Source organism: Sphaerisporangium flaviroseum (genome assembly GCF_039537005.1).
In the GTDB taxonomy this organism is placed as follows: domain Bacteria; phylum Actinomycetota; class Actinomycetes; order Streptosporangiales; family Streptosporangiaceae; genus Sphaerisporangium; species Sphaerisporangium flaviroseum.
Genome location: NZ_BAAAZR010000008.1, coordinates 446,907 through 472,593, shown reverse-complemented (window position 1 = coordinate 472,593; position 25,687 = coordinate 446,907). Strand labels below are relative to the sequence as shown.

11 protein-coding genes are annotated in these 25,687 nt (G+C 65.9%); 5 read left to right on the top strand and 6 right to left on the bottom strand.

Going from position 1 to position 25,687, the window contains the following annotated elements; genetic code table 11:
* The first annotated feature begins 222 nt into the window (after positions 1-222).
* The gene (locus tag ABD810_RS18440) at positions 223-2,316 is read left to right on the top strand and encodes a UvrD-helicase domain-containing protein (RefSeq protein ID WP_344941220.1); all 2,094 of its coding nucleotides are present in this window, start codon (positions 223-225) and stop codon (positions 2,314-2,316) included.
* Positions 2,317-2,398: 82 nt separating this feature from the next.
* The gene (locus tag ABD810_RS18435; RefSeq protein WP_344941217.1) at positions 2,399-3,319 is read left to right on the top strand and encodes a hypothetical protein; all 921 of its coding nucleotides are present in this window, start codon (positions 2,399-2,401) and stop codon (positions 3,317-3,319) included.
* Between the two features lie 65 nt (positions 3,320-3,384).
* Here ABD810_RS18435 and ABD810_RS18430 read toward each other — a convergent pair whose 3' ends face one another.
* Both ABD810_RS18430 and ABD810_RS18425 read right to left on the bottom strand, forming a co-directional pair.
* Complete coding sequence (locus ABD810_RS18430; protein ID WP_344941214.1) at positions 3,385-4,938, bottom strand: serine/threonine protein kinase; 1,554 nt, start codon at positions 4,936-4,938, stop codon at positions 3,385-3,387.
* 171 nt (positions 4,939-5,109) lie between these two features.
* A complete protein-coding gene (locus tag ABD810_RS18425; protein WP_344941210.1) occupies positions 5,110-7,986 on the bottom strand; it encodes a DEAD/DEAH box helicase in 2,877 nt (958 codons plus the stop codon).
* A 641-nt stretch (positions 7,987-8,627) separates the two neighbouring features.
* On the opposite strand from ABD810_RS18425, the gene ABD810_RS18420 reads away from it, so the two are divergent.
* Positions 8,628-10,373: a serine/threonine protein kinase gene (locus tag ABD810_RS18420; RefSeq protein ID WP_344941207.1), complete on the top strand. Its 1,746-nt coding sequence runs from the start codon at positions 8,628-8,630 to the stop codon at positions 10,371-10,373.
* A gap of 129 nt (positions 10,374-10,502) precedes the next feature.
* Here ABD810_RS18420 and ABD810_RS18415 read toward each other — a convergent pair whose 3' ends face one another.
* Positions 10,503-10,886 (bottom strand): hypothetical protein, encoded by a 384-nt coding sequence (locus ABD810_RS18415; protein WP_344941205.1) that lies wholly within the window; start codon positions 10,884-10,886, stop codon positions 10,503-10,505.
* Positions 10,887-11,387: 501 nt separating this feature from the next.
* Entirely contained in the window at positions 11,388-15,812 is a 4,425-nt protein-coding gene (locus ABD810_RS18410) for a P-loop NTPase family protein (protein WP_344941202.1), read from the bottom strand.
* A 309-nt stretch (positions 15,813-16,121) separates the two neighbouring features.
* Between ABD810_RS18410 and ABD810_RS18405 the strand changes: the two genes are divergently transcribed.
* Positions 16,122-16,685, top strand: a complete 564-nt coding sequence (locus tag ABD810_RS18405) for a hypothetical protein (RefSeq protein WP_344941199.1) — start codon at positions 16,122-16,124, stop codon at positions 16,683-16,685.
* Positions 16,686-16,730: 45 nt separating this feature from the next.
* The gene (locus ABD810_RS18400; RefSeq protein ID WP_344941196.1) at positions 16,731-17,264 is read left to right on the top strand and encodes a hypothetical protein; all 534 of its coding nucleotides are present in this window, start codon (positions 16,731-16,733) and stop codon (positions 17,262-17,264) included.
* Positions 17,265-17,490: 226 nt separating this feature from the next.
* On the opposite strand, the gene ABD810_RS18395 is transcribed toward ABD810_RS18400, so the two are convergent.
* Both ABD810_RS18395 and ABD810_RS18390 read right to left on the bottom strand, forming a co-directional pair.
* The gene (locus ABD810_RS18395) at positions 17,491-19,758 is read right to left on the bottom strand and encodes a hypothetical protein (protein WP_344941193.1); all 2,268 of its coding nucleotides are present in this window, start codon (positions 19,756-19,758) and stop codon (positions 17,491-17,493) included.
* Positions 19,755-25,592 carry a DEAD/DEAH box helicase gene (locus ABD810_RS18390; RefSeq protein WP_344941190.1) on the bottom strand — a complete coding sequence of 1,946 codons (5,838 nt, stop codon included), beginning with the start codon at positions 25,590-25,592 and terminating at the stop codon, positions 19,755-19,757. The genes ABD810_RS18395 and ABD810_RS18390 overlap by 4 nt, the downstream gene beginning before the upstream one ends.
* Between the last annotated feature and the right edge of the window lie 95 nt (positions 25,593-25,687).

Genomic DNA, 25,687 nt, shown 5'->3' with positions numbered 1-25,687 from the left:
CCCCACCACTCCTTTTCTGCACAACTGTCCGAGAGTGACCGTTTTGCCGCGTTTAATGGCCCGCGGTTACGGCATCGCCAGATGATCTCCCGAGTAAAGGTAGACCCAGGTATTCATCTAGAGAACTCAAATCACGTTACATTGAGCTATCAGTGCGAAGCTCGCCCGCTGTACCAACATGGAGACGGTCAGTAGCGAGCCTGAGTCCGGGGAGGATGCGGCATGGCGAGGCTCGGCGTGTACCGGGACTTTTTCCGCCACTTCCTCAAGCTTGAGAAATCCGTCCAAGACCAGGTCATCGAGGTTTTCTCAAAGTTCCAAGAAGCCACCCACGCCGGGCTGCACCTGGAACCGGTCGCCAACGCACGCGATCCGCGGATGCGCACCATCCGCATCACGCTCTTCTGGCGGGGGGTCGTGCTGGCCCCTGACAAGGGCGACCTGTACGTGCTGCTCAACGTGCTGCCCCACGACGAAGCCTACGAGTGGGCCAAGCGGCGCCATATCACCGTTAACGCGGCCACAGGAGTCATCGAGCTACGCGACCTCGTGACTCTAGAAGAGCAGACAGCGTCCGCTGCGGCATTCACCGATACATCAACACCACTATTCGCCAACGTCAACGACGCTGATATGGAACGTCTTGGCATTGACCGTCAGGTGCTCGACCTCGCTCGCACCTTTAACAGTGATGACCAGCTCGATAAGGCACAGGCGTTCTTTCCCAAGCAGCAACACGACGTGCTGGTTGGCCTGGCATCCGGCATGACCGTGGACGAGGTCTGGGCGAGCCTCCCAGCACCTTCGATAGAGACCTCGCAGTTCGACCCCGAAGATGTCGTGGCGGCCGTCGAACGCTCTCCCGAGCAGGTGTTGCTGGTCAGCGGGCCTGCCGAGCTGATGGCAGCGTTCGCGAAGCCGTTCGCCTTCTGGCGGATCTATCTGCACCCGACCCAGTACGACGCGGCTTATGGTTCCTTCAGCGGACCAGCGCGTGTGACTGGCGGCCCCGGTACGGGCAAGACGGTCGTTGCCCTTCACCGGGCGAAGCACCTTGCCACGGACTCCAGCGACGAGAAATCCGTGCTGGTGACCACCTTCATCCGAACTCTGCCCTCCACCATGGAAGACGCGCTGCGCCAGCTCGTCGATGACGAAGACATGATGAGGCGAGTCGAGGTGCGGCACGTCGACGCCGTCGCCTACAGACTCGTCACCGGGGGCACAGGTAACCTTGCCCTACTCCGCCCAGAGGATGAGAAGCCTCGGTGGACACGAGTCATCCGCAGCCTTGGGCTTCCGTCGCGGTTCGACGAGGCTTTCCTGTCCCACGAGTGGCGGGAGGTGATTTTGACTCAGGACATCAACTCGCTGGAGGAATATCAGCAGGCACCCCGGCCGGGACGTGGACGAGCGGTAGGCCATCTCCAGAAAGCTCAGATCTGGGACGCCATCAGCGTCTTCACCGACGCACTGCGGGCCGACTCGGTGTGGACCTACGAGACCATCTGCCTTGAAGCAACGCGTCTGCTCAGAGACGGCGAGCGCAAGCCATACAAGCACGTCATCGTGGACGAAGCGCAGGACCTCAGCCCGTGGCATTGGCGCCTTCTCCGAGCGGCATCCGTCCACGGCCCCAACGATCTGTTCCTCGCCGGGGACACCCATCAGAGGATTTACGACTACCGGGTCTCGCTGAAGAAGCTTGGCATCGACATCACGGGCAGATCCACTCGACTAAAGATCAACTATCGGACGACGGCGGAGATCCTGGGCTGGAGTCTGGTCTTGCTCCGCGGCGAGCGGCTCGACGACATGAACGGCGGACTCGACACGCTCGCCGGCTATCGATCAGAGGTCCACGGCGCCGAACCTTCCCTGTACGGCTTCCCGACCCAGCATGCGGAGCTGGAGGCTCTGGTTGAAACCGTCAGACGGTGGACCGACCAAGGTGTCGCTCCCGGCCAGATCGGAGTGGCGGTGCGCTCCAACATGCTCGCCGATCAGGCGGTCGCCAAACTGAAGGCCGCCAGCATCCCCGCGGCGGCGCTGGCCAAGAAGCACACCGACTCCGAGGTCGGCGTCGGAACGATGCACCGGATGAAGGGGATGGAGTTTCGTTGCGTCGCGGTGATCGGCGTTGGTGAGCACGCAGTTCCGCCATCGTCCGCGATCACGCCGGCGGAGGAAGATCTGATTGCCCACAATCAGGACCTTCAGCAGGAACGCTGCCTGCTATTCGTCGCCTGTACGCGCGCCCGGGAGGAACTCGCCGTCTCCTGGCACGGTAATCCCAGCACCTTCCTGCCCGTTTGATCTCTGGTCCACCACCAGGGTTGTCGGTTGTCCGCTTCATAATCGGGGTCACAGGATCACGCCAGTGCCACGAGAGGTGATCATGGCAATTCCAGACCCCACAGTTGAGCGGGTCAAGCTCGCCAGAGCAGGGCGTGAGTGGTTCTCCGACGTCATGTTGACCAGTCTTCTGCTCGGCCACCGTCCTCGGCGATTCAACACGCCCTACCAGCTGTGTTCTCAAGGACGGCAGTTGCTGAGCCTGATTGATGCGCCGGCCGGCAACAGCGGCGGCGATCCGGCGGTCTACTGGGAGTTCAAGCTGAACGCCTTACAACCTGGCCACGAGAACCGCTGGTCTGATCTCGCCTTCCATTGGCCGGATCGGCTCCTAATAGTAGAGCTGAAGACCGAGGCGGGAAGCGTCCGGGAGCGCCAAGTAGACGAGTACATTCAACTTGGTCTTCATCACTACCCGGACATCCGCGTCGATTTCCTCTACATAACCCGAGATCGCGTTCCGCAGGCTCCAACAGGACTCCCAGAGCGGACGCATTACCGCACGACGACCTGGGAGCACGTGGCCCAGGCGATCGACGCCGCGTGGAACGGCGTCTATGGCGAGGACGGACTGCATGCGGCTCGGTTCGTAAATTGGATCCGCACCGACCTCATGACAGGCAAGCCCTGGAAGAGGGATGAGATGATGACCACCCCTCCTGCGGTAGACACGCGGAGCCAGGCTGACGAGATAGCGGATGCCCTGCGGATAGCTGAGCTGGTGCAGGAAGACCATAAGCAACGCGCGCTGCCATACAACTTCGCTACCAGGAGCGACGCGGAGGACTTCCGCTCCGCGCTACGGGAGGAGTTGGTCCGAATGGCTACCACAGGGGACGAACGCATCAACCACGTGCGGCCGTGGGTATGGACCGTAAGTAGCACCGGGAACCCGCTCACCCCCGCAGGCCTGGCCAGTGGAGTCGAAGTCCGGCTCTCCTACTACAAAGCATCCATTGCCTGAAGAGACATGCCAAGGGCGTTAGCGAAAGAGGGCGTACTCCAGGGGTTGTACGGGACGTCAGTGCATTACATGGAGAGCCGTGAGAGGCTGTCGCGGACCCTTACCGCGTCAGGGTGCTTCTGGCCGTACAGCCGGGTGAGGTCTTCCAAGAGCCCGGACAGGATGTGCCGAGCCTGTTCGGTGTCGCCTGCACTTAGCTGCAGCAATCCGATCTGCCGTCTCAAATCCAAAGTACGTGGATCGTCCTCGCCGTAGAGGTCCCTCTCATCTGAAAGCAGGCCTTCCAACATGCTCAGCGCCGTGCCCATCTGACCCATGAGGGCCTGGCAGGTTGCTTCCTGTCGGCGGCAGTGAAGTACCGCGTCATCCTGCGGACCATGCTTCTTGGTCAGGTCGTGATTCAGCTCTGCGAAGGCAGAGGCTGCCCGCCGGTAGTCGCTGCCCTCGAACAGCACCTCCGCCAGGTGGAGGCGCAGAGCAAGCACCTCATCCTCCATAGGTCCAAGCGCCCGGCCGGCACGGGCCACAACGGCGTCGAGAACCTCAACAGCCTGGCCATAGCGTGATTCCTTGGCCAGGGCTCTCGCCTCGCTTCGCGCCCGGGCAATGTCACCCTGGCTGAGCTGCCACTCGCCGTCCGTGTCGGACGTTGACAGGCCGATAGTCACAGGGATGGCCGACGGCGCGGTAAACGTAGGTGGGCGGGGGACGACACGGCTGATCACGTCCGCATACATGCGTAGCGGGCTCGGGGCCGGGCTGACGATTCCAGGAATCGCGTGCAGGTCAGTCGCGAAGGGCAGCAGGCAATCATGGACCTCCTTTGCCTGGGCAGGGCGGTTCTCCGCGCGCTTCTCCAGCAGACTCAAGACGAGCCGGTCGAGGTCCTCCGGCACCTCGGGCCGCTGAAGCCGAACGGGGGACGCCGGCTCATTCACCTGCCTGTCGAAGATGTCGTACTCGGTCCGGCCGTCGAACATCCGCAAGCCGGTAAGCAGCTCGTGCAGGACGAGCCCGAGCGAGTAGAGGTCACTCTGTGGACCTAGCGCAGCGCCCCGTATCTGCTCGGGGGACATGTAAGCAGGTGTGCCGAGGACTGTCCCGGTACGAGTGAGCTTGCTCAGCTCGGGATCGTGGAACATGGCAAGGCCGAAGTCCAGGACTTTGACGGTGCCCTCACTGCACAGCATGAGATTCGACGGCTTGAGATCACGGTGAAAGATGCCTCGCTCGTGGGCGGCATGCAGCACAGCCACGGTCTGGGCCGCGACCGCCACAGCCCAGCCGATCGGGAGTCGACCTTGCTCGCCCAGGAGGTGGTCAAGCGTGACGCCGTCTACGAACTGCATCACCATGAACGGGCGAGGATCAGAGTGCGGGTCGTGGTGGACATCCGCATCGTAGATGGCGGGTGTGCCGGGGTGCTCCAGCTTGGCCATAACCCGCGCCTCGTGGATGAAGCGTTTTACCAGAGCTTCGTCGGGCCGGCCGTAAGGGAAGCGGACAAGCTTGACCGCGACCCTGCGGTCAAGCTTCTTGTCGTAGCCACCGTAGACCTCCCCCATCCCGCCCCTGCCAAGGGGAAAGTCATCCAGTTCATAGCGGTCGCCGATGATCATCCGCCCCGCCATCCCTAGCCCTCCCAAGAGCCGTGTTTGCGGCAAAGCTACACTGGCCTACCTTCCGGCCGTAGATATCCATGCGACCGCCCGCCGAATGGCTGGCCCATCGGACACGTCCACGCACGCCTGCCCTTTGCTGATGGCGCCACATGCTCTGGACCGCGAGATTCAGGCATGAATCGATGGCTTGCCCTTGATTCTTCTATTCTCACGGTCACAGGCAGCACATTCGTATCTGAGGTCGGGCTGGCCTCGTACGCCTGCTTCGTAGCGGATCAGCATGCGCTGGCAGCGGCCGCAGTCGTCGCCTAGTTGCCCGCTGCCGGGGGCTATGCCTGAGCGGCGGCGCTGAGCGCGGCGGACGGCGTCGGCGAAGGCTCGGTGCTCGGTGCGCAGCACCACGCCGGGGTCGGTACCCAGCAGCGATGTGGACGAGGACCAGACGACGTCACCGATGACCGCGCCTGACTCCAGGATCGGTGTGAGCGGCCGAACGTTGATTCCCTCCTGCCGTGCACGTAGGGCCTCGGCGGGCAGGTAGCCGTCCGGCTCCGGCTCCACCCAGATCGTCACTGCTTCGGTGTCCGGGTCCTCATTGCGTATTCGCCGCAGTGCCGGGAGAAGCGCGGGAAGCTCGCGTAGTGGTGCCCGAGGGAGCCACATCTCGACGGTCGCGGCTCGGGCGAGGTCGTCGCTGAGCCAGTCCATGACCCCACCCTGTACATCTTCTGTCGTGCCGTGGGACAAGGTCAGCAGCTTCTCCCACGGGAGGTGTTCCGCCCGGTCGAGCAGGTGGGCGAAGAACGTCCAGACCGCATCGCGCCGGGCACCCCGCCGGTGCAGGTTGTCGAGGGCACCGATGACCACCAGGTTGTCCCGGGCACGGCTGGCCGCCACGTTGAGCAGGCGCGCTCCCTCGCTTCCGGCGCTGCCCTCGGTGAACCAGGGATGCGGCGGCGAGACGCCGTGCCCGGTGTCCACCGTGTCGTAGACGACGATGTCACGTTCGCCACCCTGGAAGCGGTGGACCGTCGAAGCGGCCCACTCGTCAAGGCGTGTCTCGGGCAGGAGCGACTCCAGGAGGCGTGCCTGGGGCGCGAAGGGCGTGATCAGCGCGAGGTCATGGAGATCAGTGGTCGTACCGCCGACCATCGCGGCGACCAGTTGGGCGTGCATCAGGTTGTACCGGGAGAGCATGCCCTGCCTGCGGGCGGTGCGCGCTTTCAACCTTGACGTATCGATGAAGATCAGTTCACTGCTCGCCCACGGCGCCCTGCTCCTCGCCACCCTGCTCGCCACAGCGGGGGCGGTGACGAGCGGACTCTCCGGGTAAAAGGCGGTGCTGACGACGTCACCGATGGGTCGGCGCATACGGTACTGCTCGGCCAGCGCGGCCAGGCGAACGGGCGCACGCCCCGCTGACACAGCCGTCGCGATGCCCCCTTTCTCGAACGGGCTGCGCTTCAGCCACTCCTCAACCGGCGGAGTGTCGGCGACGGCGATCGGTGGAAGCTGGCGGAAGTCGCCTGCGATGACGGTATGGCCGTGTCCGGCACCGGCAACCAGCATTGCTAGGGCCGCTGTGGTCATGCTGGCCTCATCAAGGATGACCACGTCGAACGTCAGCTCTTTGAGCGTGTCGAGGACCACCTGGTGGGCTGTGGCGGCCACGACGGTCGCCTCGCGGCAGACCTGACGCCGCACGTCGCGCATGCTCCTGTCCAGCTCGCGCTGGAGAGCTTGGAGGTAGGTGATCTCCGTCTCGATCTGGAGCCGTGTGGCCTCTTCCTCGCGTGTCAGCTTCTCTTGGCGGCGCTTGAGGGCACTGAGCACCTGGCGGCGCTGTCGGAGGTCCCGGCCAACCTCCACCCGGCGCCGGGCCACCGGTTCGCCACGGGCGGCGGCGATCTCGTCGACGAGGATTCGACCGGCCTTCCGGTCGACCAGCGCAGGATCCGCCGGTTGGCCGAGACGCACGAGCATGCCTTCTTCGGCGCCCGGCAAACGCTTCAACGCGGCACCGATCGCCACGTCCAGCGCCGCGTTGGTCGGAGCGGCGAGCAGCACGCGCTGTCTGCGCGCACAAAGTTCCGCCACCAGCGCGGAGATGGTCGTCGTCTTGCCGGTGCCGGGCGGGCCCCACAGCCAGGTAAGGCCGGGTGCGAGCGCCAGCTCGACGGCGTTGCGCTGCCCTTCGTTCAGCCCTTGCAGCGCGTGCTTGGGCAACGTGACGCGGGCTGCAAGAGGTAGTGGATGTTGGTCTGTCACGACCGCCAGGGCCGCGCTCGCGTCGAATCCCGGTCCGCCCTGAGCCAGCTCGTGCAGGCGTCTACTCTGCGCGACCAGGAGCCATGACAGGTCGAGGCGCAGCGTCGCCTCCTTGACCACGGGAGCGTCCGGCGGCAATGAGAGGGTGACGACGTTGCCGAACACCGACACCACTTCGACTTCAAAGTGCGCGTCCCTGACGACCAGGGTTGCCGGCGTGCCCTCGGCAACACCGAGCTCCCCCTGCGCCTCGAAGCGCATCATCCTCCGGCTCCCCGCTCGACCGGCTTCGTTGCCCATAGTGAGCGGCACGTCGGTCTGTGTGCGACGCTTCGAGACCGCCTGCAGCTCGTCACCGAAGGCACGAGAGGCGCTCTTGGCCACGTCTTCCCAGCTAGCGGGTACGGGACCTGATGGCGGTGCCGGTTCGACCATGGCAAGCCCGAGTCGGCTCGTGAGACGGCGAACCTCCGCGGCGGCCTCCAGCTCTTCGGATGCGCGCTCGTCAGGCACTCTCACCGGATTGGCGCGGTCCCGAGACGGACCCTTCGGCGGTACGTCTTCGCTATCCGGTGCGGCGAAGAAGCGAGGCACCCACATGTCGCCGCGGAGGTCAGCGATCGAATGCCTAGCGCAGATCTCCCACAAATCGCCCGGGTCCACGCGTCGCAGTCCGGCCTGGTGGACAGCCTCGAGCAGAGCATCCTGCGCTACCGGGCCAGAAGATAACGCCTGCTGGACAACCTTGACGAGCTTCCGCTCCAGACCTAAGCCCATGCCGCTCCGCCCCTCGCCATCGGTTCAGCACCGGTCACGGCAGACCGGTGACCAGCCGTTACGAGCGAGACAGCCGCCGTCAGATCTCAATAGACAGCTGACGAACGACCCCTCGTCCCCCCGAGACGGTTGACGCGACGATACGGCCGTTCCGGTGTTATTGTCTAGATTGCAGAAATTACTTGTGTTTGGCATTCACATACGCTCTAATGATCGGTCCAGGCAAGAGCGCAAACGCGTACCCGCTGGCCGCCCGTGGCACTTTCGGTGATCGCCGAAGCGGCCCAACGAGTCCGCCAGGAGACTCGCGGCCCTCTGATGACGTCCACCGGCGAGGGGAGGTTTACGGCATTGCCAAGGTCCTGGAGGGCACGCAAGCCCCCACACCGGAGATGCTGATCGGGTCCTGCGGCTAAATCGGACCCAATCCTGGTCCTGACCGTCGACACGAGCCGGCTCATGGGCGACAGGATCTTTGCACGCGAAGCTCCCTGCGGCCCGAGCGTGGCACTTGATTTGTGGCGCATATGTACTTCATGCCCATTGATCCGGAATGATCGGCCCATTGTCGCGTTCCAGCGGAAGCACCACGCGCCGAAGGGGTCGAGAAGGTGATCGGAGGAGGAGCATGGCCTCAGCGTGTGGAGGCGCTGTACCCGGGTGATCCGGCAGTGATCGGCCCTTATCGGATCGCAGGCCGGCTCGGCTCTGGTGGGATGGGTGTCGTCTACGCAGGAGTGGATGGGTACGGGGTACGAGCCGCGGTCAAGCTCATCCAGGCCGCCTACGCGGGCGACCCGGAGTTCCGTGCACGGTTCGGCCGCGAGATCAATCTGGTGAGCCGCGTGCAGGGAGTCTGCACGGCGAAGGTGCTGGCAGCGGATCCGGCTGCCCCCCAGCCCTGGCTGGCCACCGAATACGTACAGGGCCCGACATTGGATCAGTTCGTAGCCACCCAGGGCTCTGTCGAGGGGGCCGAGCTGCGGTCTCTCGCGGCAGGTCTCGCGGAGGCCCTCGTAGCGATCCACGCAGCGGGTGTCGTCCACCGTGACCTCAAGCCCACGAACGTGATTCTCGGGCCGGGCGGTCCTCGCGTCGTCGATTTCGGCATCGCCAGAACGCTGGATGCCACAGCCATCACCCGCTCCGGCATGGTGATCGGCTCACCGGGCTGGATCAGCCCAGAGGAGTATTACGACCAGCCGATCACTCCTGCTGTCGATGTCTACGGGTGGGGTCTGCTGGTCACGTATGCGGCGTCCGGGAAGGCGCCCTTCGGGCCTGGCCGACCGGAAGTCCTCGCCTTACGGACACTGCACGAGTCAGTCGACACCCAGGCGGTTCCCGACCAGCTCCGCCCGCTCGTGGATCGCGCACTGGCGAAGGATCCGGATCAGCGGCCTTCGGCGCTGGAGGTGCTGGCCGCGGTGATCGAGGAACCTGGTCAGCGGCCCTACCGCACCGTCACGATCACCAGCCTCCTGGACCGCACCTGGGCGGGCCGGATCCCCCCGGAGGCTCCGTGGCCATCCGTCACCGATCCGCCGCACCCTAACGCTGCCCGCCGGCGTTATCTCGCCGTGGCGGGAACCGCGACGGCCATCGTACTAAGTGTGTTCGGGATTGCAACCGTGGCCGCGTCAAGCGGGGCGAAGGAGCCCCAGGGGCGGGAAGACAAGGCCGGTGCATCCGCCGTGGCCATGTCCACCGCACCCACTCCTAGCACCACAATTTCGCCCACTCCGCCGACGATTTCTCCGTCGCCGGTAAGTGACCGAACATCCACCCCTTCGTCCACTCCCACCCCGACGCCTACTCCCACCGTCTCGGTCGGCCCGACGCGTACCCCAAAGCCGAGAACCGTCCACTTCGCAAGCGAGCGCGGTATCGAAGCGGAACTGCCCATCGGATGGGAGGCGTCGGGAAGTGCCGACGTCTACTGCATCCTGCCTCCCTTCACCCTGGGCATCTCCCGCGCCAACTGTCTCGGTGGCCTGGAGATCAGCCGAGGCAACGAATACGATCCGACCAGCGAGTCCTTCGGCTGGGACCAAAGCAACGCGGTTTGCAATCTCGCAAGCCAGGCGTTCAAGCCCCCGAATGACGCCTGGCGCTATGACGGGTTAACTCGTCCTGGCCCCAAACTCCTCCTCCACAACTACGTGTCGGTCGGCGGCCACCGCGCATCACATGCCCGGTGGAAGTACTCCTGCTACTACCGGACGATGATTTCGGAGATCTGGTACGTCCCTGATCTGAAGGTCGTTTTCTTCGCGGACGGCATCACCGACAAGCACCGGTCTGCCTACCTCAAGATCATGTCTTCGGTGGACTTCTCCCGGCTGGTGAAGCTGCTGCGCAAGCCGACCCTTGAGGAGACCAATTAGTACGAGCGCCTCCGACGACTTACGCCCGCTTAAGGAAGCCGTATCCCGAGTTGGGTGATTCCACGGCTGTGTCGACATCTCCGGCGACACCAGATGCGTGAGAATCCGGGCGTGTACGCGAGTACGGAATCAGGCCGCGAGTTCGGCATGCAGGCGGTCGCGGAACTCACGTACCGCCACGGTGGTGCCGTACGGTTCGAGGCGGGCGGCGAAGGCCTGGATGAACTCGATCGAGCGAGCGGAACTCAGGGCCTTGGCCATCGGGATGGCAGTCCCGGCGGAGTCGAGGGCCTGTTCCAGTTCGCCCATGCCCAGGTACGCGTCGGCGGCGTGAATGCGGTTGAACTGAGCCGAACGAGGAAGACGCTCCCGGAACTCGCTCACGGCGGCTTCTGCGCAGTCCGCCGCCGGATGGTACTGGCCGAGCAGACGCCAGCAGTTGCCAACCTCGACACTCAGTTCTGCCGCCATGGGGATCCAGAGGTACAGAAGATTCGCGACGCCTTGGACCACCTCGCCGTCCTGGACGAGCCCGACTTGTCGCTACTTACCGAGAACGTACGCGGCCTGCTGCTCGCCCACCAGCTCTCCGAAGGTTACTGTGCCACGTACGTCACATCACTGATCATGGCCGGTGCTTCCGGTAAGGCGGTCGCCTTCGCGCTGCCCACAGTCTCATGCCCGCGCCCGGGCTTCCCATCGCTTCCGGATCTGCGCCTCGGCCTCGCGCAACTTCGTGCGTGGGTATGGCACCACCCCGTGCCAGGAACCAAGACGGAGCCCGATACAGCCTGACGGCGGCCCCTTGGCACGCGTCTGGGTGGAAACCGCACCGAGTACTGCAGTGGATCGGCGTCGTGGTCAGTCCTTCACCGCGCCGGCAGTGAGACCGGCGGCACAACCTGTCGCACGAGGAGCCCGGGTTCGCATCGAGCCCTTCCGGGCCGAACGAGCACCGATCGACGGGCGATCGACCAGGCCCGGGCTCCTTCGTTACTGCGCGACCTCCAAATTTCAGCCGAGGCTCGGCCGTCGGCTGGGCCAAGCCCTGGTCAGCAGCGGGTCGAGACGATAGGCGCCATCGGCATCGCGGTCGAAGACGCCCAGAGCCTCCAGGCAGCGCACCGCGGCCGACGGGTCTGCACAGGCACCGGTGAGAGCCGCGGCCGCCACTAGATCCCCGAATGGCAACCCATCGGTTTCCATGAGAGTGCGCAGTTCGGTGAAGACGGCAGCTAGCGACTCGTCCGCGGTGAGCCCCACGCAATCGACGAGGTCGGCGAGGCCCTGGGAGCCGTCCAGCTCCGCGCCGAGCCGGCGCAGCGCCTCGTCCTCGCTGTCGGTCTCCGTGCACAGCCTCAAGGCCTTCTCGACGAGGTACGGCCAGCCGGAGGTCGCCGCGAGCAGGCGGTCCCGGTCATGCTCGTTCCCGAACCTGCCGGTCTCCACCGACCAGACCTGGAGGGTGCGGCGGTCGTGCCGGCGCAAGGTGACCACGCCGAGCTCCGGGATGTCCTGTGTGAGGACCCGCATCCAGAACGGCATGGTTCCCGGGTCCGCGATCAGGACCACGGCGCGGGTTACACCGCCGCGGTTCGGGCGGTTTTCTATAGCGGTGCGCAACCCCTCCCAGCATCCTTCAGGTTTGGTGCCGATGTAGGGAAAGTCGGAGAGCACGACACGTCGCTGCCCCGGAATGCCGCCGGTCAAGGCGTCGGAGAATTGCTTGCGGCCGCCCGCGACAATGATGTCGAAGCGGTGCCCGAGCTCTTGTACAACCTCGGTGAGCGTGGTTCTGACGTGGTCGATCCCCGTGGCGGCGGATCCCAGCACGAGCCGGACCTGATTGACGTGATCGCCCAGAAGGTCGTTCACCTGCGCGATCGTCAGCGGCCACCTGGTTCCGTCCCGGAGCGCGCGGCGGGTCTGCTGGGCGAGGAACTCGGGTGGGACCGACTCCGACTCCGCGCGCAGCAGTTCGGCGGTCACCTCGTCCCGGCTGCCGATCATCCGCAACGCGTTGGACGAACGCAGTCGCCAGCCCACTCCATCGTTGTTCGGCCGGAGCACCCCCAGACCAGCGAGTTCCTGCAGGTAGGAACGGAAGCTCTCAGCGTCGAGCTTGGCGAAGCCCTCGTGCCACCAGGAGCGACACTCGTCTGCCAGCTGGGTGTCCGAGAGGCGTGTGTCCATGGTGCTCTCGTAGGCGTGGTGGGCGAGCACGTTGGCGATGACGTTGTACCTGGGGTCCAGATTGAGGGTGTCCCGGAAGGCACTGATCATGTCGCGTCCCAGGTCCGGATCGGACTCCACGGCTTCCACGTCCTCTGCCGTGATGGTGTACGGCGGACCGTCCTGGCCCCTGAGCCGCCTGGCGTGCATCCTCTCGACCAGCCGGTGACCGAACATCTGGAGCAGAAACGGCTGGTAAGAGCAGTGGTTCAGAATACGATGCACGAGATCCAGGTCGGCGAAGACGAAGCCGAGGGCACCGAGCGGTGTCGTGATCAGATCAAAGGCATGCTGCGGGCTGAGCGGTCCGATCACCGTGGACTGACCGAGATGACTGAACGGGCCGTTGCCGTTGAGCTTCGTGAACCGTTGGACGGAGTGCAGCCCCGCGAAGACCACTTTGGCGCGGCCCATCGTCTCCAGGCACAGCTCCTTCAGTCGCTTCGTCTCGCGGAAGCCCGGCGCATCGGATTCGAAGAACCCGTCCGACTCGTCGAGCAGGATGAGCAGCCTGCGCCGCGTGTCGGGACTCAGCCAGTCGAGAATGCCTTCGCGGACGGTGGCGTGCGCGTCGCGTCGGCTCTTGGGCTTGGGTGGGGGAAGCACCCCCGCTGTCCTGAGCGTCTCGCTCAGCCGATCCCAGACCGCGCCGGCGCCAAGGCCGCCGCCCTCGATGGAGGTGATGTTCAGCTCCAGGTGTACGGCAACCCTCGCCGGCTCCCGCTCGAATCTTTCCTTGCTGTCGCGTAGCAGAGCCGACTTGCCGAGACCACGCCCTCCGAAGATCACCTGCGTGCCGTCCGGATCCAGGATGCTGCGGCGCTCCCTGTCACGGCCGTAGAACATCTCGGGCGAGACCAGCATGCGCTTGTGCCGGACGTAGGGGTTGACCGAGGAGAAGGGCAGCGTGAGGGCCATCGTGACATCCAGTTGGCTGGAGCCGTTCGCGACGGCGTAAGCGAGCACCGCGTCATCGATCACCACGACCGGAGCACCGCTCGCGACCGCTCTAGCCCCGAGTCTGCGCCGGACGGCCGACGGCATTGTCCCGAAGTGCGCCACGAGAACGCTGTCTCCCGACGTGTCCTGATCGACCCAGCCCATGAGAAGATCGGCGGTGGGCCTGTCCCAGACCAGCAGGACCCGCAGCCGACCGCCGCGCTGGTATCCGATGCCGAGCTTGGTGCCGAAGGCCGGGACCAGTGCCTTGCCGATCACCGAGACCCCGCTCAGCTCGATGAACCGGCGGGCCCTGTCTCGGGGCAGATCGTCCCGCCGTTCTGCTCGCTGCGCCTCGATGCCGAGCAGTCGAATCACCGGCAGCAGATCCCGCTGGCTGATGTTCGCCCTTTCCTCCGGCCTGGTGTGGCCGAGCTTCGCCCACAGCTCCAGCGCCCCCGCCGCGTTACCGCGCGCGTCCGGTGACAATCCTGAGTAGTCCAGGACATCAAGACCGGCGTAGCGGCCACCGTCACGTACGGTCGCGAGGAACTTCTTGGTGAGACCGTCCGCGAGCACCTCGGGGATCGCGGGAAAGAACCGCTCCAGGTCCTTTTGCTCGCTTGGGACCGGCATCTTCTCCCCTGTGCCGAGGAGGTAGATGTGCTCCTCGGCCGTGGCGAGCTCCCCTTCGTCGATCAATCTGCGGACCCGCCTCAGATCGGGCTCGGCGAGGTCCGGCCGTTCGCTCAGCTCTCGCAGTCGGTCACGCAGCCGTCGTGCCGCCTCCTCCCGGAAGGAGGACAGGCTCATCGCGACCTGTCCGAGCGCGGACCGTACCTGATGGAGGTCCTGGCGAAGGGCGGGGTCGGCCAACCGCAGTGCTTCTGCGAGGTCGCTCTCTTGCTCGTCCGATATTTCGTTCCGCGGGCGGGCGTGGCCAAGCTCACCAAGGAGCCGGGCACGCTCCGCGGTGAGCTCCGGTCGGGTTCGAGCTTCGGCCGAGAGGAGCCCGTCCAGGGCCTGCGGACGCGTGAGCAGATCCCAGTCCCCCCCGTTGCGGGGCAACCACCCGTTCTTCGCCAGCTCGATCATCTGCTTGGCCACCGGATAGTTCTCCGCCTCCAGTTGCGCGTCGAATGCCGCGCTCCACCCCATGGCGGCCGCATCAAGTAGATTTCCGGGTGTCGACTCGTATGGGGCCACGGCGAGGAAGATCTGCGGGTCGAGAGTCGCTCCAGGCACTTTGAGAAGTTCCGTGGTAAGGGCGAGATCTGCGGGGACCTCGCCCAGCGGCAACTTCGCGTCCCCCTCCAGCAGGTCGAATATCTCCGCCATCGATCTGGCAGCCGCCTTGCCCGCAGCCGCTACCAGCGGGTCCGTATCGCCCGAGTGTGCGGCCAAGCCGGCGAGCACCCCCTCCTGGCACCCCCGGATCGTGGCGCGCATGGTGGCGATCTCTTCGGTCGCCCATGTGCGCCCGCCGGCCATCTGTCGGTTGAGCGCCGTGACGGCCTCGATCCACTCGGACACCACCATGAGTGACTCCGTGATCAGGCCCAGCAGGTTCCGTCGGGCCAACCCTTCCACCGGCTTGCCGGAGCTCGCCCTGATGTGGCGATGGTCGAGCTTGTCGAGCTCCTTGGTGGCCTCGTCCGGCTGGGAAAGCCTACGCACCTCCGCGGCGACCCGGTCCAAGGCGGCACGGTCATCCCGCTGAGCGGCGGTCAGCAGCGTGCCGAGCAGCCCTTTGGCCGGTTCCAACCATTCGTTGGCCATCTCGGTGGCCCGCTGAAGGGGCATCTTGCGGGAGGAGTGCAGCCGGACTCCGGCAGCCTCGGCCGCCGCCGCGATCCTTCGCTCGAGCTCGGAGACGTCGGCGACCACTCCGATCAGCGGAGCCTCCAGTAAGGTTCCACGTAGCGCTCGTTCACCGACCTCTGCGGCCACCTTTCCGAGGCACTGTTCCACACGGGTGGAGGCGCTGATGAGCAGTGCCCCGGCCGAGTGCTCTCCCGTGATCAGCGCTGTCCTCAGCAGCGCCGGCACGGTGAGCAACAGCGTCAGCGGTTCTGGTTGCAGGACTCCGTCGGCGAGTTCGACGCGCAGTCTGGCCGCGCAGGCACCGGTCTCCGATCGCACCGCCTGGGCGAGAGCTGCCACACGCAGCGCCCACAGCCGAGGCTCCGGCCATCTCGCGGCCTGTGCCACGGCGTGCGCCATGCCGAAACGTCCCTGCGCGAGCAGAGCGGCTATTCCGATGTCCACTTGTGACGGAGCCCCTGCCGGACTCTGCTCTGCCCCCCGAACCGGTGCGGTCACAGCCATCTCAACGCCGGGCTCTTCAGCGGGCTCGCCGGTCACGGTCCTTCCGAGGTCACTGTCCGGTTCGGATGGCCCTGTGCTTTGATCCGCCGGCACGACTGTCGATGAGCCGACGTCTGTGGATGAAGAGGCCGCGACGGCTTCCGGCTCCTCGTCATGGCCGCTCGTATGGTCCATGACCGGTTCTGCTGATGGCTCTCTTGACGCGGGTACCGACTGGGCAACCGGCGTGCCCGGGGCACGGTCCGGCCCTTGGACAAGCTGTCCCGCCGTCGCCAGGCCGGTGAGGACCGTCAGCTCACGCGGGAGCGCTCCAGCGCGCGTGTAGTACTGCGCGAGGAGGGCCGCGTCGGCGGCCGCGCTGCCACCTTCCGAGGCGGCCAGTTCGACGAGTTTCCCAAGCGCCAGCAGGCCATCCGCCAGTTCCCGCTGCTGGCCATCCCAGGCAGGGGCGGCGAGCAGCGTCTCCACCACGGCTGCCAAGCCGTCCATCTGAGGACGGAAGTCTCCATGACCCCTCACATGGGTCAGCCCCGTGAGCGCAGCGAGGCGAGCGCGGTCGTCGGTGTTCGCCTCGACCACGGATATCGCCTTGAGGGCTGCGGGCACACTGTCCTCAGGCAGAATCACGGTCTGAACGGCGAGCCAAGCCTTGGCCTCATCCAGGACCTTCGCCAATGCGCCCAAGGGTTCCAGGTCGGCGGGCGCCGGCGCGAACCCAACCTCCAGTGCCATGCGGATGCGCTCTGCTGCCTCGCGTGCCTGGGACAGCGCCTTCTCCAGCCCATTCCGGACGCCGACGGCCTCATCAGTTAAGTGATCGGAATCGGACATGTTCCGGGTCCCCTTTTCAAGGGTCGTTTGCTCGCCTGCGTCGGGCTCGATCTGATCGGTTTCGTCAGGACCTGCGAGGCGGGCGGAGGGCTCGGCGAACGCGCTGTCGAAGGAGAAGTCTGGAGTGGCGGCGACGACCGCCTGGGCGGCGGCCAGCATGGCATCGCCCTGATCGGCCGGAAAGCCGGGCGGAAGCCACCAGTCATAACGGGCCGCGTGGAGCAGGACCCGGGCGTCGAAGGCGCTCGAAGCCATCGCGGCCCACAGAGCCCAGCACCTCTGAGCGGCGGACCAACGAGACGAGGCAGGCTCGGCATGGGAAGCACCGGGCGAAACGAGCTCGGTTACGAGCTCTTCCTGCACACGTCGGGCGAGATTCAGGGACAGTCCGACGGCGTCCAGCGGCCTCATCCGGCGCAGGCCGTTCAGCACCTGCATCCCGAGCGAGGGACCAACACGCGTCATGTCCTTCATGCCGAGATGACGGAGCATGTGAGCGCGTGCGTGCTTTTGCATTCTGGCCAGGAGCAGCCGCACATCCTCGGCGGTGACTCCCGTTAGTACCTGGCCCCAGAGGCCCGGCACGGCGTTCAATGCCTCAAGGAAGCGGTCCAGCGCCGCATCCGCCTCTTCCGGATCTGCCGGCTCGTAGTTCGGTTCCCGCCGCAGGCCATAAAGCGGCTGAGAGTCCGGTGATTTTTCCATACTTCTCCGAGTTTCTCCTATGGCAGCATTTGCCGGATTTCCTGACTACCGATATACGCGCACTGCGTGTGGCGTGGACTCGTCAACCTCCTCTGCGATGGCCGCGGACGAGGGTGTAGCCGGGGGGCAGTTCGCCGCTGTATCCGTACCGCTCGCGGATCCGCCGATACTCCGCTCTGGCTTCGTCCGTAGCATGATGGCCCGGCCGTAGCCGGCGCAGGAACGGTTGAACTTCGTAGGGACGCAGGAAGCGGATCAAACGCGATTGATCATCGGGTCGTTCTCGTTCTCGTGATGTTTCCACGCTGTCGCCCCACAGGTCCTCTGAATCCCCTCCGTCGTCGCCCTTCGGAAAGAATGGTGTCACCGCAGGACGCCACACCAATATCTCCACCGGCGCGTCCCCCTCCCGAGCGGGAAGACGAATCATCCCCCTGCCGTCTCGGCCCCCGCGTTCCACCTGGAGAACACCCGTGTCGATCAGCTCTGTGACGACCGGCTCGAGGATCGGGCGGGCACCGGCCGTCAACTCCGCGTCGAAGACGACGTCGTCAAGACATTCCCGTGCGAGAGCCGCCACGCCTTCGGGATCGAGCAGTCCGACGCGGCGTATCGCACGCAGGACGCGCGCACGCAAAGTGTCGGGACCTTTCTCACCCGGCTGACCGAGGCCCGGCGCACGGTCCCGCGTGAGCACCCAGGCGGCATACAGATGTTCGATCAGGTCACCGTCGAACAGCACGGGACCGTCCAGGAGCGTAGAGGTCGCGTTCAACGTCGGCGCGCCACGAGACCAAGAGAAAGTGAGGACGATGCCAGGGAAGAACTCCAACGGCCAGTCCACTCCGGTCAGCCGCAAAGCAGCCCCCGTGCGTTCGACCCTCACCTCTTGTTCCGCGTCCGCGGGCGCAAATTCGGAACCGTCATGTCGCAGGCGCAGCCGTACAGCAGCGTCCGCGAGGCCGAAGTAGGTCATCTCCTCTGCTACCCGTTTCGGCAATGGGGCTGTCCCCTGCAGCGTGTGACTGAGCCGCAGCGGAAGCGTCCAGCTCAATTGCGAGTCGGACACCGAGAGCAACGTGCTGTCATCGGTCTCGTCGATCGGCTCGTCCACCAACTCCTCGGGTGGTGCGTCAGGCAACTGACCGAGCCAGCCGAGCCCCAGCGGAGTCAGCGGATCCACATCTGCGTAAGGGCCAGGAGGATAGGACGCCCGCCACACCCCGCCTCCCTGCCAAGTATCGTCGAGGCGCAGGTGCACGCCGGAAGGCAGGACATTCTTTTCATCGGCGCTTCCACGAATGTCGTCGGAAATGACCGTGTTGGCGTGGCAGACCGCGGTTGCGTAGTCGATGCCTTGGAGCCGGGAGGAGGCGCCGTTGTACATCCTGAGTCGCGGACCGATGGCCGTATAGGTGATCGTGTCCGCAGGGCCAAAACGGCGGCGAGAGGTCTCCGGGGTCTTGCCGAGCGCGGACGCCACGATTCGCAGATCACCGCCGCCAAGCGGTCCGTCATCACCAAGTCTCGCGGCGAGAGCCGCACGGGAGAAGGCATAGTGCCGCCATCGGCGCAGCGACTCCGCCGCGTTGAGAGCCTCGTCGATGGTGCGCATCACGCCACGGAGCGCCGCAGTGAGCGCTTCCTCCTTGGCGTCATCAGCGAGGATCATGGGCAGGGGGCCGTCGAGCAGTTGCCCGCGAGCGGGTCCCAGGAGGTACCGGACGTAGAGCTCCAGGTCGTCGGCTGCGGCGTCCGCCGCCGTCCGAGCGCGCGACCGGACCAGCAGATGTCCGTCCACCTCGAGCCCCTGGCCCTTACGCCTGAGTCTCTCCAGGCGCGCTCGCGTCACCGTGAGTTCCTGTCCGAAGGCATGGAAGTCCGCGACGATCCGCTCGGCGGCCACCGGAACGACGTCCCCTGCCGGGCCCTCTTCCGGACTCGTGGCGCCGAACGGCGCACCAGAGACCCAGCCCGGCAACGAGCCGTCTTCGCCCAGCAGCGGGTGAGCTCCCTCCTTGTAGACCACCTCGGCATAGAGCGGCTCCGATCCGGCGGTGAAATTCACCATCGCCCCGACCGGTGGCACGTCGACTTCCACGTCTCCTGTTGGAATCACGGAGAAGCGGTCGAAATCCACCGGACCGCCAGGGTAGCCGCCGTAATGAATGTCGTAACCGAAGTAAACGGCATTGAACGCCACTGCCGTGTGCAGGATGCCTCGGCGGGCTGCCACCGCCTCCAAGTACCGAACCAGCCGTTCGGCCTCGACCGCCGGCAAGGCCGCATAGCCGAGGGGCAGCGCCGGGGTGAACAGCGGGTCGTCTACATAGGGTTGCCACACGGTCACAGGGCACTCCCTTCGGCACGTTTCGCTCTGGCCTGCTCACGGCGCACGTTGCCGGTGTCGCGCCAGCGCTTCCCCATCTGCACCACCCGGCCATCCGCGGCAAGACGCGTCAGTGACTCCTCGATCCGCGCCAGGTCGACGCCCGGATTCGCCCCGAAGTAACGGCTAGTAAGCACGGAATTCGGCAGCCTCACTCGTCTGCGCTCCGCGGCGTAGAACCATGACTCCTCACCGTTCAGCGCAAGACGCAGATCGAACGCCGTAAGGCCCCGGGTCACGTGCCAGAGGAGGGCGGCGACCTGCTGGTCCAGGCGTCTGGCCAGACGCATGGCGTCGGTACGAGCGCCGGCGGGGCGAGGGCGTGGAGTGGCGAGCGCCTCGGCAACCGCCGGACGCGTTTCCCCCAGCGGCCGAACGTGGAAGTCCCAGCACGCGGAGCAGCGGTTGGTGGCGGTCGTGCAGCATCCCGTGGGAAGGTCGCTGATCCCGAAGTAGTCGGCGAACTTGCGGTTGGCACACGTCGATCTGTCTTCGAAGAAGTCCACCAAAGCCGCCGTCTCGGCCGCCGCACGAGCGGCCCTGCCGGACAGCGCGGCCTGGAACTCCTCCGGCAGATCCGACCGGTGCGCGATGACTCCGGTGACGAAACGGCGGGAGGGCGCGGCCGAGACGTCGATCCTGCCGCGGTCATGCAGGTCGGCGAGGAATTCCCAGGTAGCAGCCGGATGCGGCGCCACGTCCTGATAGCTGGGCACCTCCTTACCCAGGTGTGCGTCCAGCTTGGCGACGTCCAGGTGCGCAAGGTGAAGAGGCCCGTGCCGCGGGGGAAGCGCGAGCAGTGCGGTTACCGCCTTCTCGGCGACCTCGCTCATGTTCACCGCCCCCGGCTCGGTGGACTTCACGGCGACCACCGGCGGGAAGTCACCAAGGTCCTCCACCGCGCCGAGGTCCGCCAGGGCCGCGAACACCCGCGTCACCCCGTCGCGGTACTCCTCCGCAACACGTTCCTCGCCGGCTTCACCGGGGTCCAACCGGCCCGCCACGAGATCCTCCCCGATGAGCGTGTCGGCGACCGACGCCGCGTCGAGTATCCCCTGGCAACGCAGGACCGCCCGTCCCATTCGCGCCAGCAGAGCCGGTGGCAGATCCCGGCCGGCCATGAATCTGACGGTGCGCAGACCCTTCCCCGTTATGAGGGCAAGCCCTGCGTTCACACCGAGCCCGTCCCGGCCGGCTCTGCCGATCTGCTGGTAGAGGGCCGCCAGATCGGTGGGCGGGGACACGCAGAACACGGTCCGGACATCCGGTCGGTTGATTCCAAGCCCGAACGCCGACGTGGCCACCACGACGAGCGGGACGAAGTTCTCCTCCTCGCGGCGCGGCGCCTCTCGGAACTCGGTCATGACGGCGGCTTTCTCCGCTTCGGTCAGGCGCCCGTGGAAGCGAAGGACCCTGACCCCCGCGTCCCCCAGGTATTCACGCAAATGCGCGTGCAGGGCGACGACCTCCTTGACGGTGAGACAGTAGAAGATCGAGTGGTCGGTGATCTTGTCGAGGATCTCCTCGGTCAGGCCTGCTACCGTCAGAGGTCCGGCCGCCCGGATGGACCTGCGGAAGATGGCAAGCTCGGGACGGATCGGATTCTCCTGGACGGTAACCAGCTTTTCCGTTCTCCCCTGTCGCGGAGCAGGCGGAAGTCCGAAGACCCTCTCGCGCAGGCCTTCGTGAACGGTCCGGTTCGCCGTCGCGGTCAGGGCGGTCACCGGCAGGGCGAAGTCCTGGCGCAACTCGGCGAGGAGACCTTCGACACGGCGGAAGGCGGGACGGAAATCGTCACCCCATTGCACCGCCGTGTGTGCCTCGTCCAGCACGATGCGACTGATGACCCCGCTCCCTACGGCCTGCCGGACGAGCTCGCGCATACGGGTCTGGCAGAGGCGTTCCGGCGAGAGATAAATCAGCTTGATCCCGTGATCGGCCCGACCCTGTAACTGATCGGCGACCTCTGTCTTGCCCGCCCTTGAGCTCGACTCCCGCAGCGGGGCCACCAAGGCGCGCACCGCGCCGCCGATGGACCTGTTCAGCTCCAATGCCTGGTCATGCATGAGTGCCACCAGCGGCGAGACCACGATCGTCACACCGGGAAGAACAAGGGCGGGAAGCTGGAAGCAGAAGCTCTTCCCGAAGCCGGTCGGCAGGAGACCGAGAACGTCACGCCCGTCCGCCACAGCACGGATGACCTCGATCTGGCCGTTCTTGAGCGTCGCCGGGATCTCTGACAGGTGAAGGAGCCCGCCAACCTGTGCGGCTCGCCTTAGCACCTCGTCGGCGAGCTCACCCCGTTCGCGAAGCCTTCCCACCTGGTCGGCCGTCAGGGCGAGTGCCCGGATTCCACGGGTCTCCGGGAGCAATGTATGCTCGGCGAGGGCTTCGTCGGTCGAAAGCGCAGCCGCCCGGCCTTGCTCCATTAGATGATTCATTGCGAAGAATCGCCATATACGGCGCCACCCTTCGACCATGGATGTAACGTTCCCACCTCCGGGTTCACCGGTTTCCGGGTCCGGGCGCAGCAGTGCAGGCTCCAAGGAGCCGAGGAACATCTGCCTATAGGCGCGGCGGAGCGCGGTAGAGCCGGCGAGTTTCCGATCAGAGATGATGACGACGCCTCGATGCCGTTCCGATCTGATCAGGCGACCGACCGCCTGTCGCAATTGCAGCGCCGCCAGAGGCAGGTAATACCGCATCGTCGCGGCCATCTCTGGGTCGTCCGCGTCAGCCGATTCCGCCCGCGCCGCCACGGCGGCTCTCCGCGCCTCGATCACCGGTGCGGCGAACGGTGCGAACGGCAGTTTGTTCACCCATACCAGCCTCAGCCTGTCGGGGTCGGCGACATCGACTCCTTGCCAGAGACCCTTCGTACCCACGAGCATGCCGCCGCCGTATTCGGCATCCGTGAATTCCGCGAAGGCGCGATTGTTCCCCCGTTCCAAGGCCGAGATCACCGGCGTTTCGTCTCCCCGCCGCCGTAGCTCCCGCACGAGGTGATCGGTGATGCCGCCGGCGGTGGACCTCGCGGTCGTGAGGACGAGCGCGCCGCCGTCATGGTCTCCATGCGCACTCGGACGGATCATCTCCGTCGCGTATCCGGCGAGCTGGTGCGCGACTGTCCGCATGGCGCCCTCCGTCTGCTCCGCCCATGAGGGGAAGTCGGCGAAGCACACCAGTTCGGCCTGCTCCGCCAGGTTGAACGGATTGGGGAGATGCAGTTCTCGTGTGTGCTCGGGAAGTCCGAGGCGATCACGGATGAAGGTCCACGATCCGCCTACCCGCAGGGTCGCCGAGACGAAGTACGTGCGGGCGTACACCGTGAGGAAACGACGCCAGGCCGGATCTTCAGGAAGGTCGATCGGCGAGCTCGCGATCCGAAAGCGGTAGGTACGCAGACCGGACTTCAGCGCCTCGATCTCTTCGGCGAACACCACCTGGTTCGAGGTGCCCGGCGGCAGCCCATCCGCCCCGCCGGACGGTAGCAGCGCGGGTGAGGGACCCAGCACCGCGTCGATGTCGGTGGAAAGCCTGCTCGCCGAGGTCTGCGCCGCCTTCACCCGGCTGAGGAGCCCCTGGACTCGTTCGGTGGCGAAGAAGTCCAGGCCGGCCCGGTGTTCGGCGAGAAAGGCTGCGAGCGATCCTGCGATGGACTCGGCGACTCCGGCCAGCCTCAGCAACGACGCCGCCAGGACGCGCACCCGGGCGGCTCCGGCGGTGCCGCCATAAGGGCTGGCGAGCGTCACCGCCCGGCTGCCGATCAGCGCTCCCACGCCTGCCGATCTGGCGTCGAACGCCTGGCTCGCGACTTTGGGGAGCTGCTCGTGGTCCAGGAGATTGCCCAGATTGGCGACCGTGGCCGCCACCGCGTCACGTTCAGGACAGCGAGGCGCCTCCTTCACCCAGGCCACGGCTTCCGCGTACAGGTCCTCGACGGCGCGGTAATCGAGGCTGACCGTCAGCGCCGACGTCGCCGCGTCTTCGAGCTGATGTGCCTCATCAATGATCAGAAGCGTCTCCGGTCCCAGTGCCGCGAGCTCGCCCACGTGAGCCATAAGCAATGCGTGGTTGGCGAGGATCAGCCGGTGTCCCTCAATGGCTTCCGAAACCAAATTGGTATGCCGGGCGATCGGCTGGGGAGCGGCGGCGTCGTAGTCACCGCTGTTCGCCTGCGAGAGCGAATCGAGCCACGCGGCCGCCACCGGACCCAGGTATTCGAAGAAGAAGGCCGGAACATCCACCGGATCAACCGAGCGCGCCGACCAGAGATTCACCGGATCGCGGGCGGCCAGCAACCTGAGCAGCAGAAAGACGAGCAGCTCACGAAAGCCGCGCGCGGCGAGAAACCGGTTGTGCACCCCTGGTCGAGACCGGCGTGGACGGTCGAACGTGGTGGCGTCCGCCAGCGAGATCATCAATGCTCGCAGCGAGAGGCGGTTCGCCCTGCCCTTGACCACATCACTGATCTGGAGCAGCCCTGGGACCACCGCATCGAGACGGGCGACGTCCGCGGCCAGTTGCGCCTGGAGTTGTTTGGTGTAGGTGGCGACGATCACGTTCCGATTTGTTCCACCGCTCAGCCAGTCGAGCGCGACCGCGAGAACCGCGAGGCTCTTACCCGTGCCGGTAGGAGCCTCCACCAAACCCGCCACGCCCTCCCTCGCCCACTGACGGAGCGCCGCGGTCATCTCTTCCTGTGCCTGCCGGCGGCGAACTTGTGCGCCATGAGAGACCGAGGCCAGCCGGACCGGATCCACCGCACCGTCCGCCCCGCAAATTTGCGCGGGCACGGTCATCGTGACGCGTCCAGCCTGGCCGCCACGGGCGGGTGGCACCACCATCAAAGCCTGCGTGAGGGCCACCACGTCGACATGCCCGTGCGGGCGGCTTTCGCCGACAAGTTCACCCGTACCAGCGATCTCGCGCAACAACCGCCATGCGCTGGAGTCCGGGCATACTGAGGCCACCAGGTCGGCAAGTGCCGCTGGCCATCCCGCGAGGTGTCCCGCCCCTGCCGCCATAATCCTTGCCAGAAGCTCCGCATCGTCCCGCGCGTCATGCCAGGACAACTGAGCTACGTCTATGTCGAGGTGTCGGGCGAGTCCGGCGAGACGATGAGCGGGCGCACCCGGCCACAGAGCGAGTGCGAGATAGAAGGCATCGACATACTCTCCGGTCAGTGGAGGCAGGTCCTCACGTTGGAAGGCCTCATTCAGCAGAGGAAAGTCCGCGCTGGTCCCGTTGTACGCCACGACGCAATCAGCTCCGGCCGCAAACTCCCGCAGCGCCTCCAGCGCCCCCCCTGGCGGGATCGCCTCCGCCTGGTGAACGTCGCGCAGGTGTTCGTAAGTGATCTCCCAGCCGTCGTCGGGTAGCCGCACCCACCTGTCGAATCGAGCCTGTGCCCTCACCCAGTCGCTGTCGGCGCCGAACCGCACGGCCCCGATCTGGAAAATCCTCCTGTCGACGAACGGCTCCACGCTCGTGGTGCGTACCACCGACTCGAGGTCCAGCACGATCGCTCGGAGGGGCCTGCTCGTGACCAGGACCGTGTCACCAACCTCTTTTGCCGAGTCACCGCCGCCCGTTGAACGCAGCTTCCCGTCCGCCTGTACCAGAGCGCCGGCCGCGAGCGCTTCCGAGATCAAGCTCGCTATGCGAGCGGCGGAAAGGCGGGGAAAGCGGGCCTGGGCCAACGCCGTCAACTCAGCGGGTGTCAACCCATCGGGGGCGCCCTCGACCAGAGCGACGATCCGTTGTGCCGTTCCGCTGAGGTTGGGCTGGGTCACGGGACCTCCATGGTTCCACCGACTGCGTTCACGGCACTGTTACTGGGCGTATCTGTGTGACGCCTGATCTCCGCGACGGGATCACAGCCTGAGTC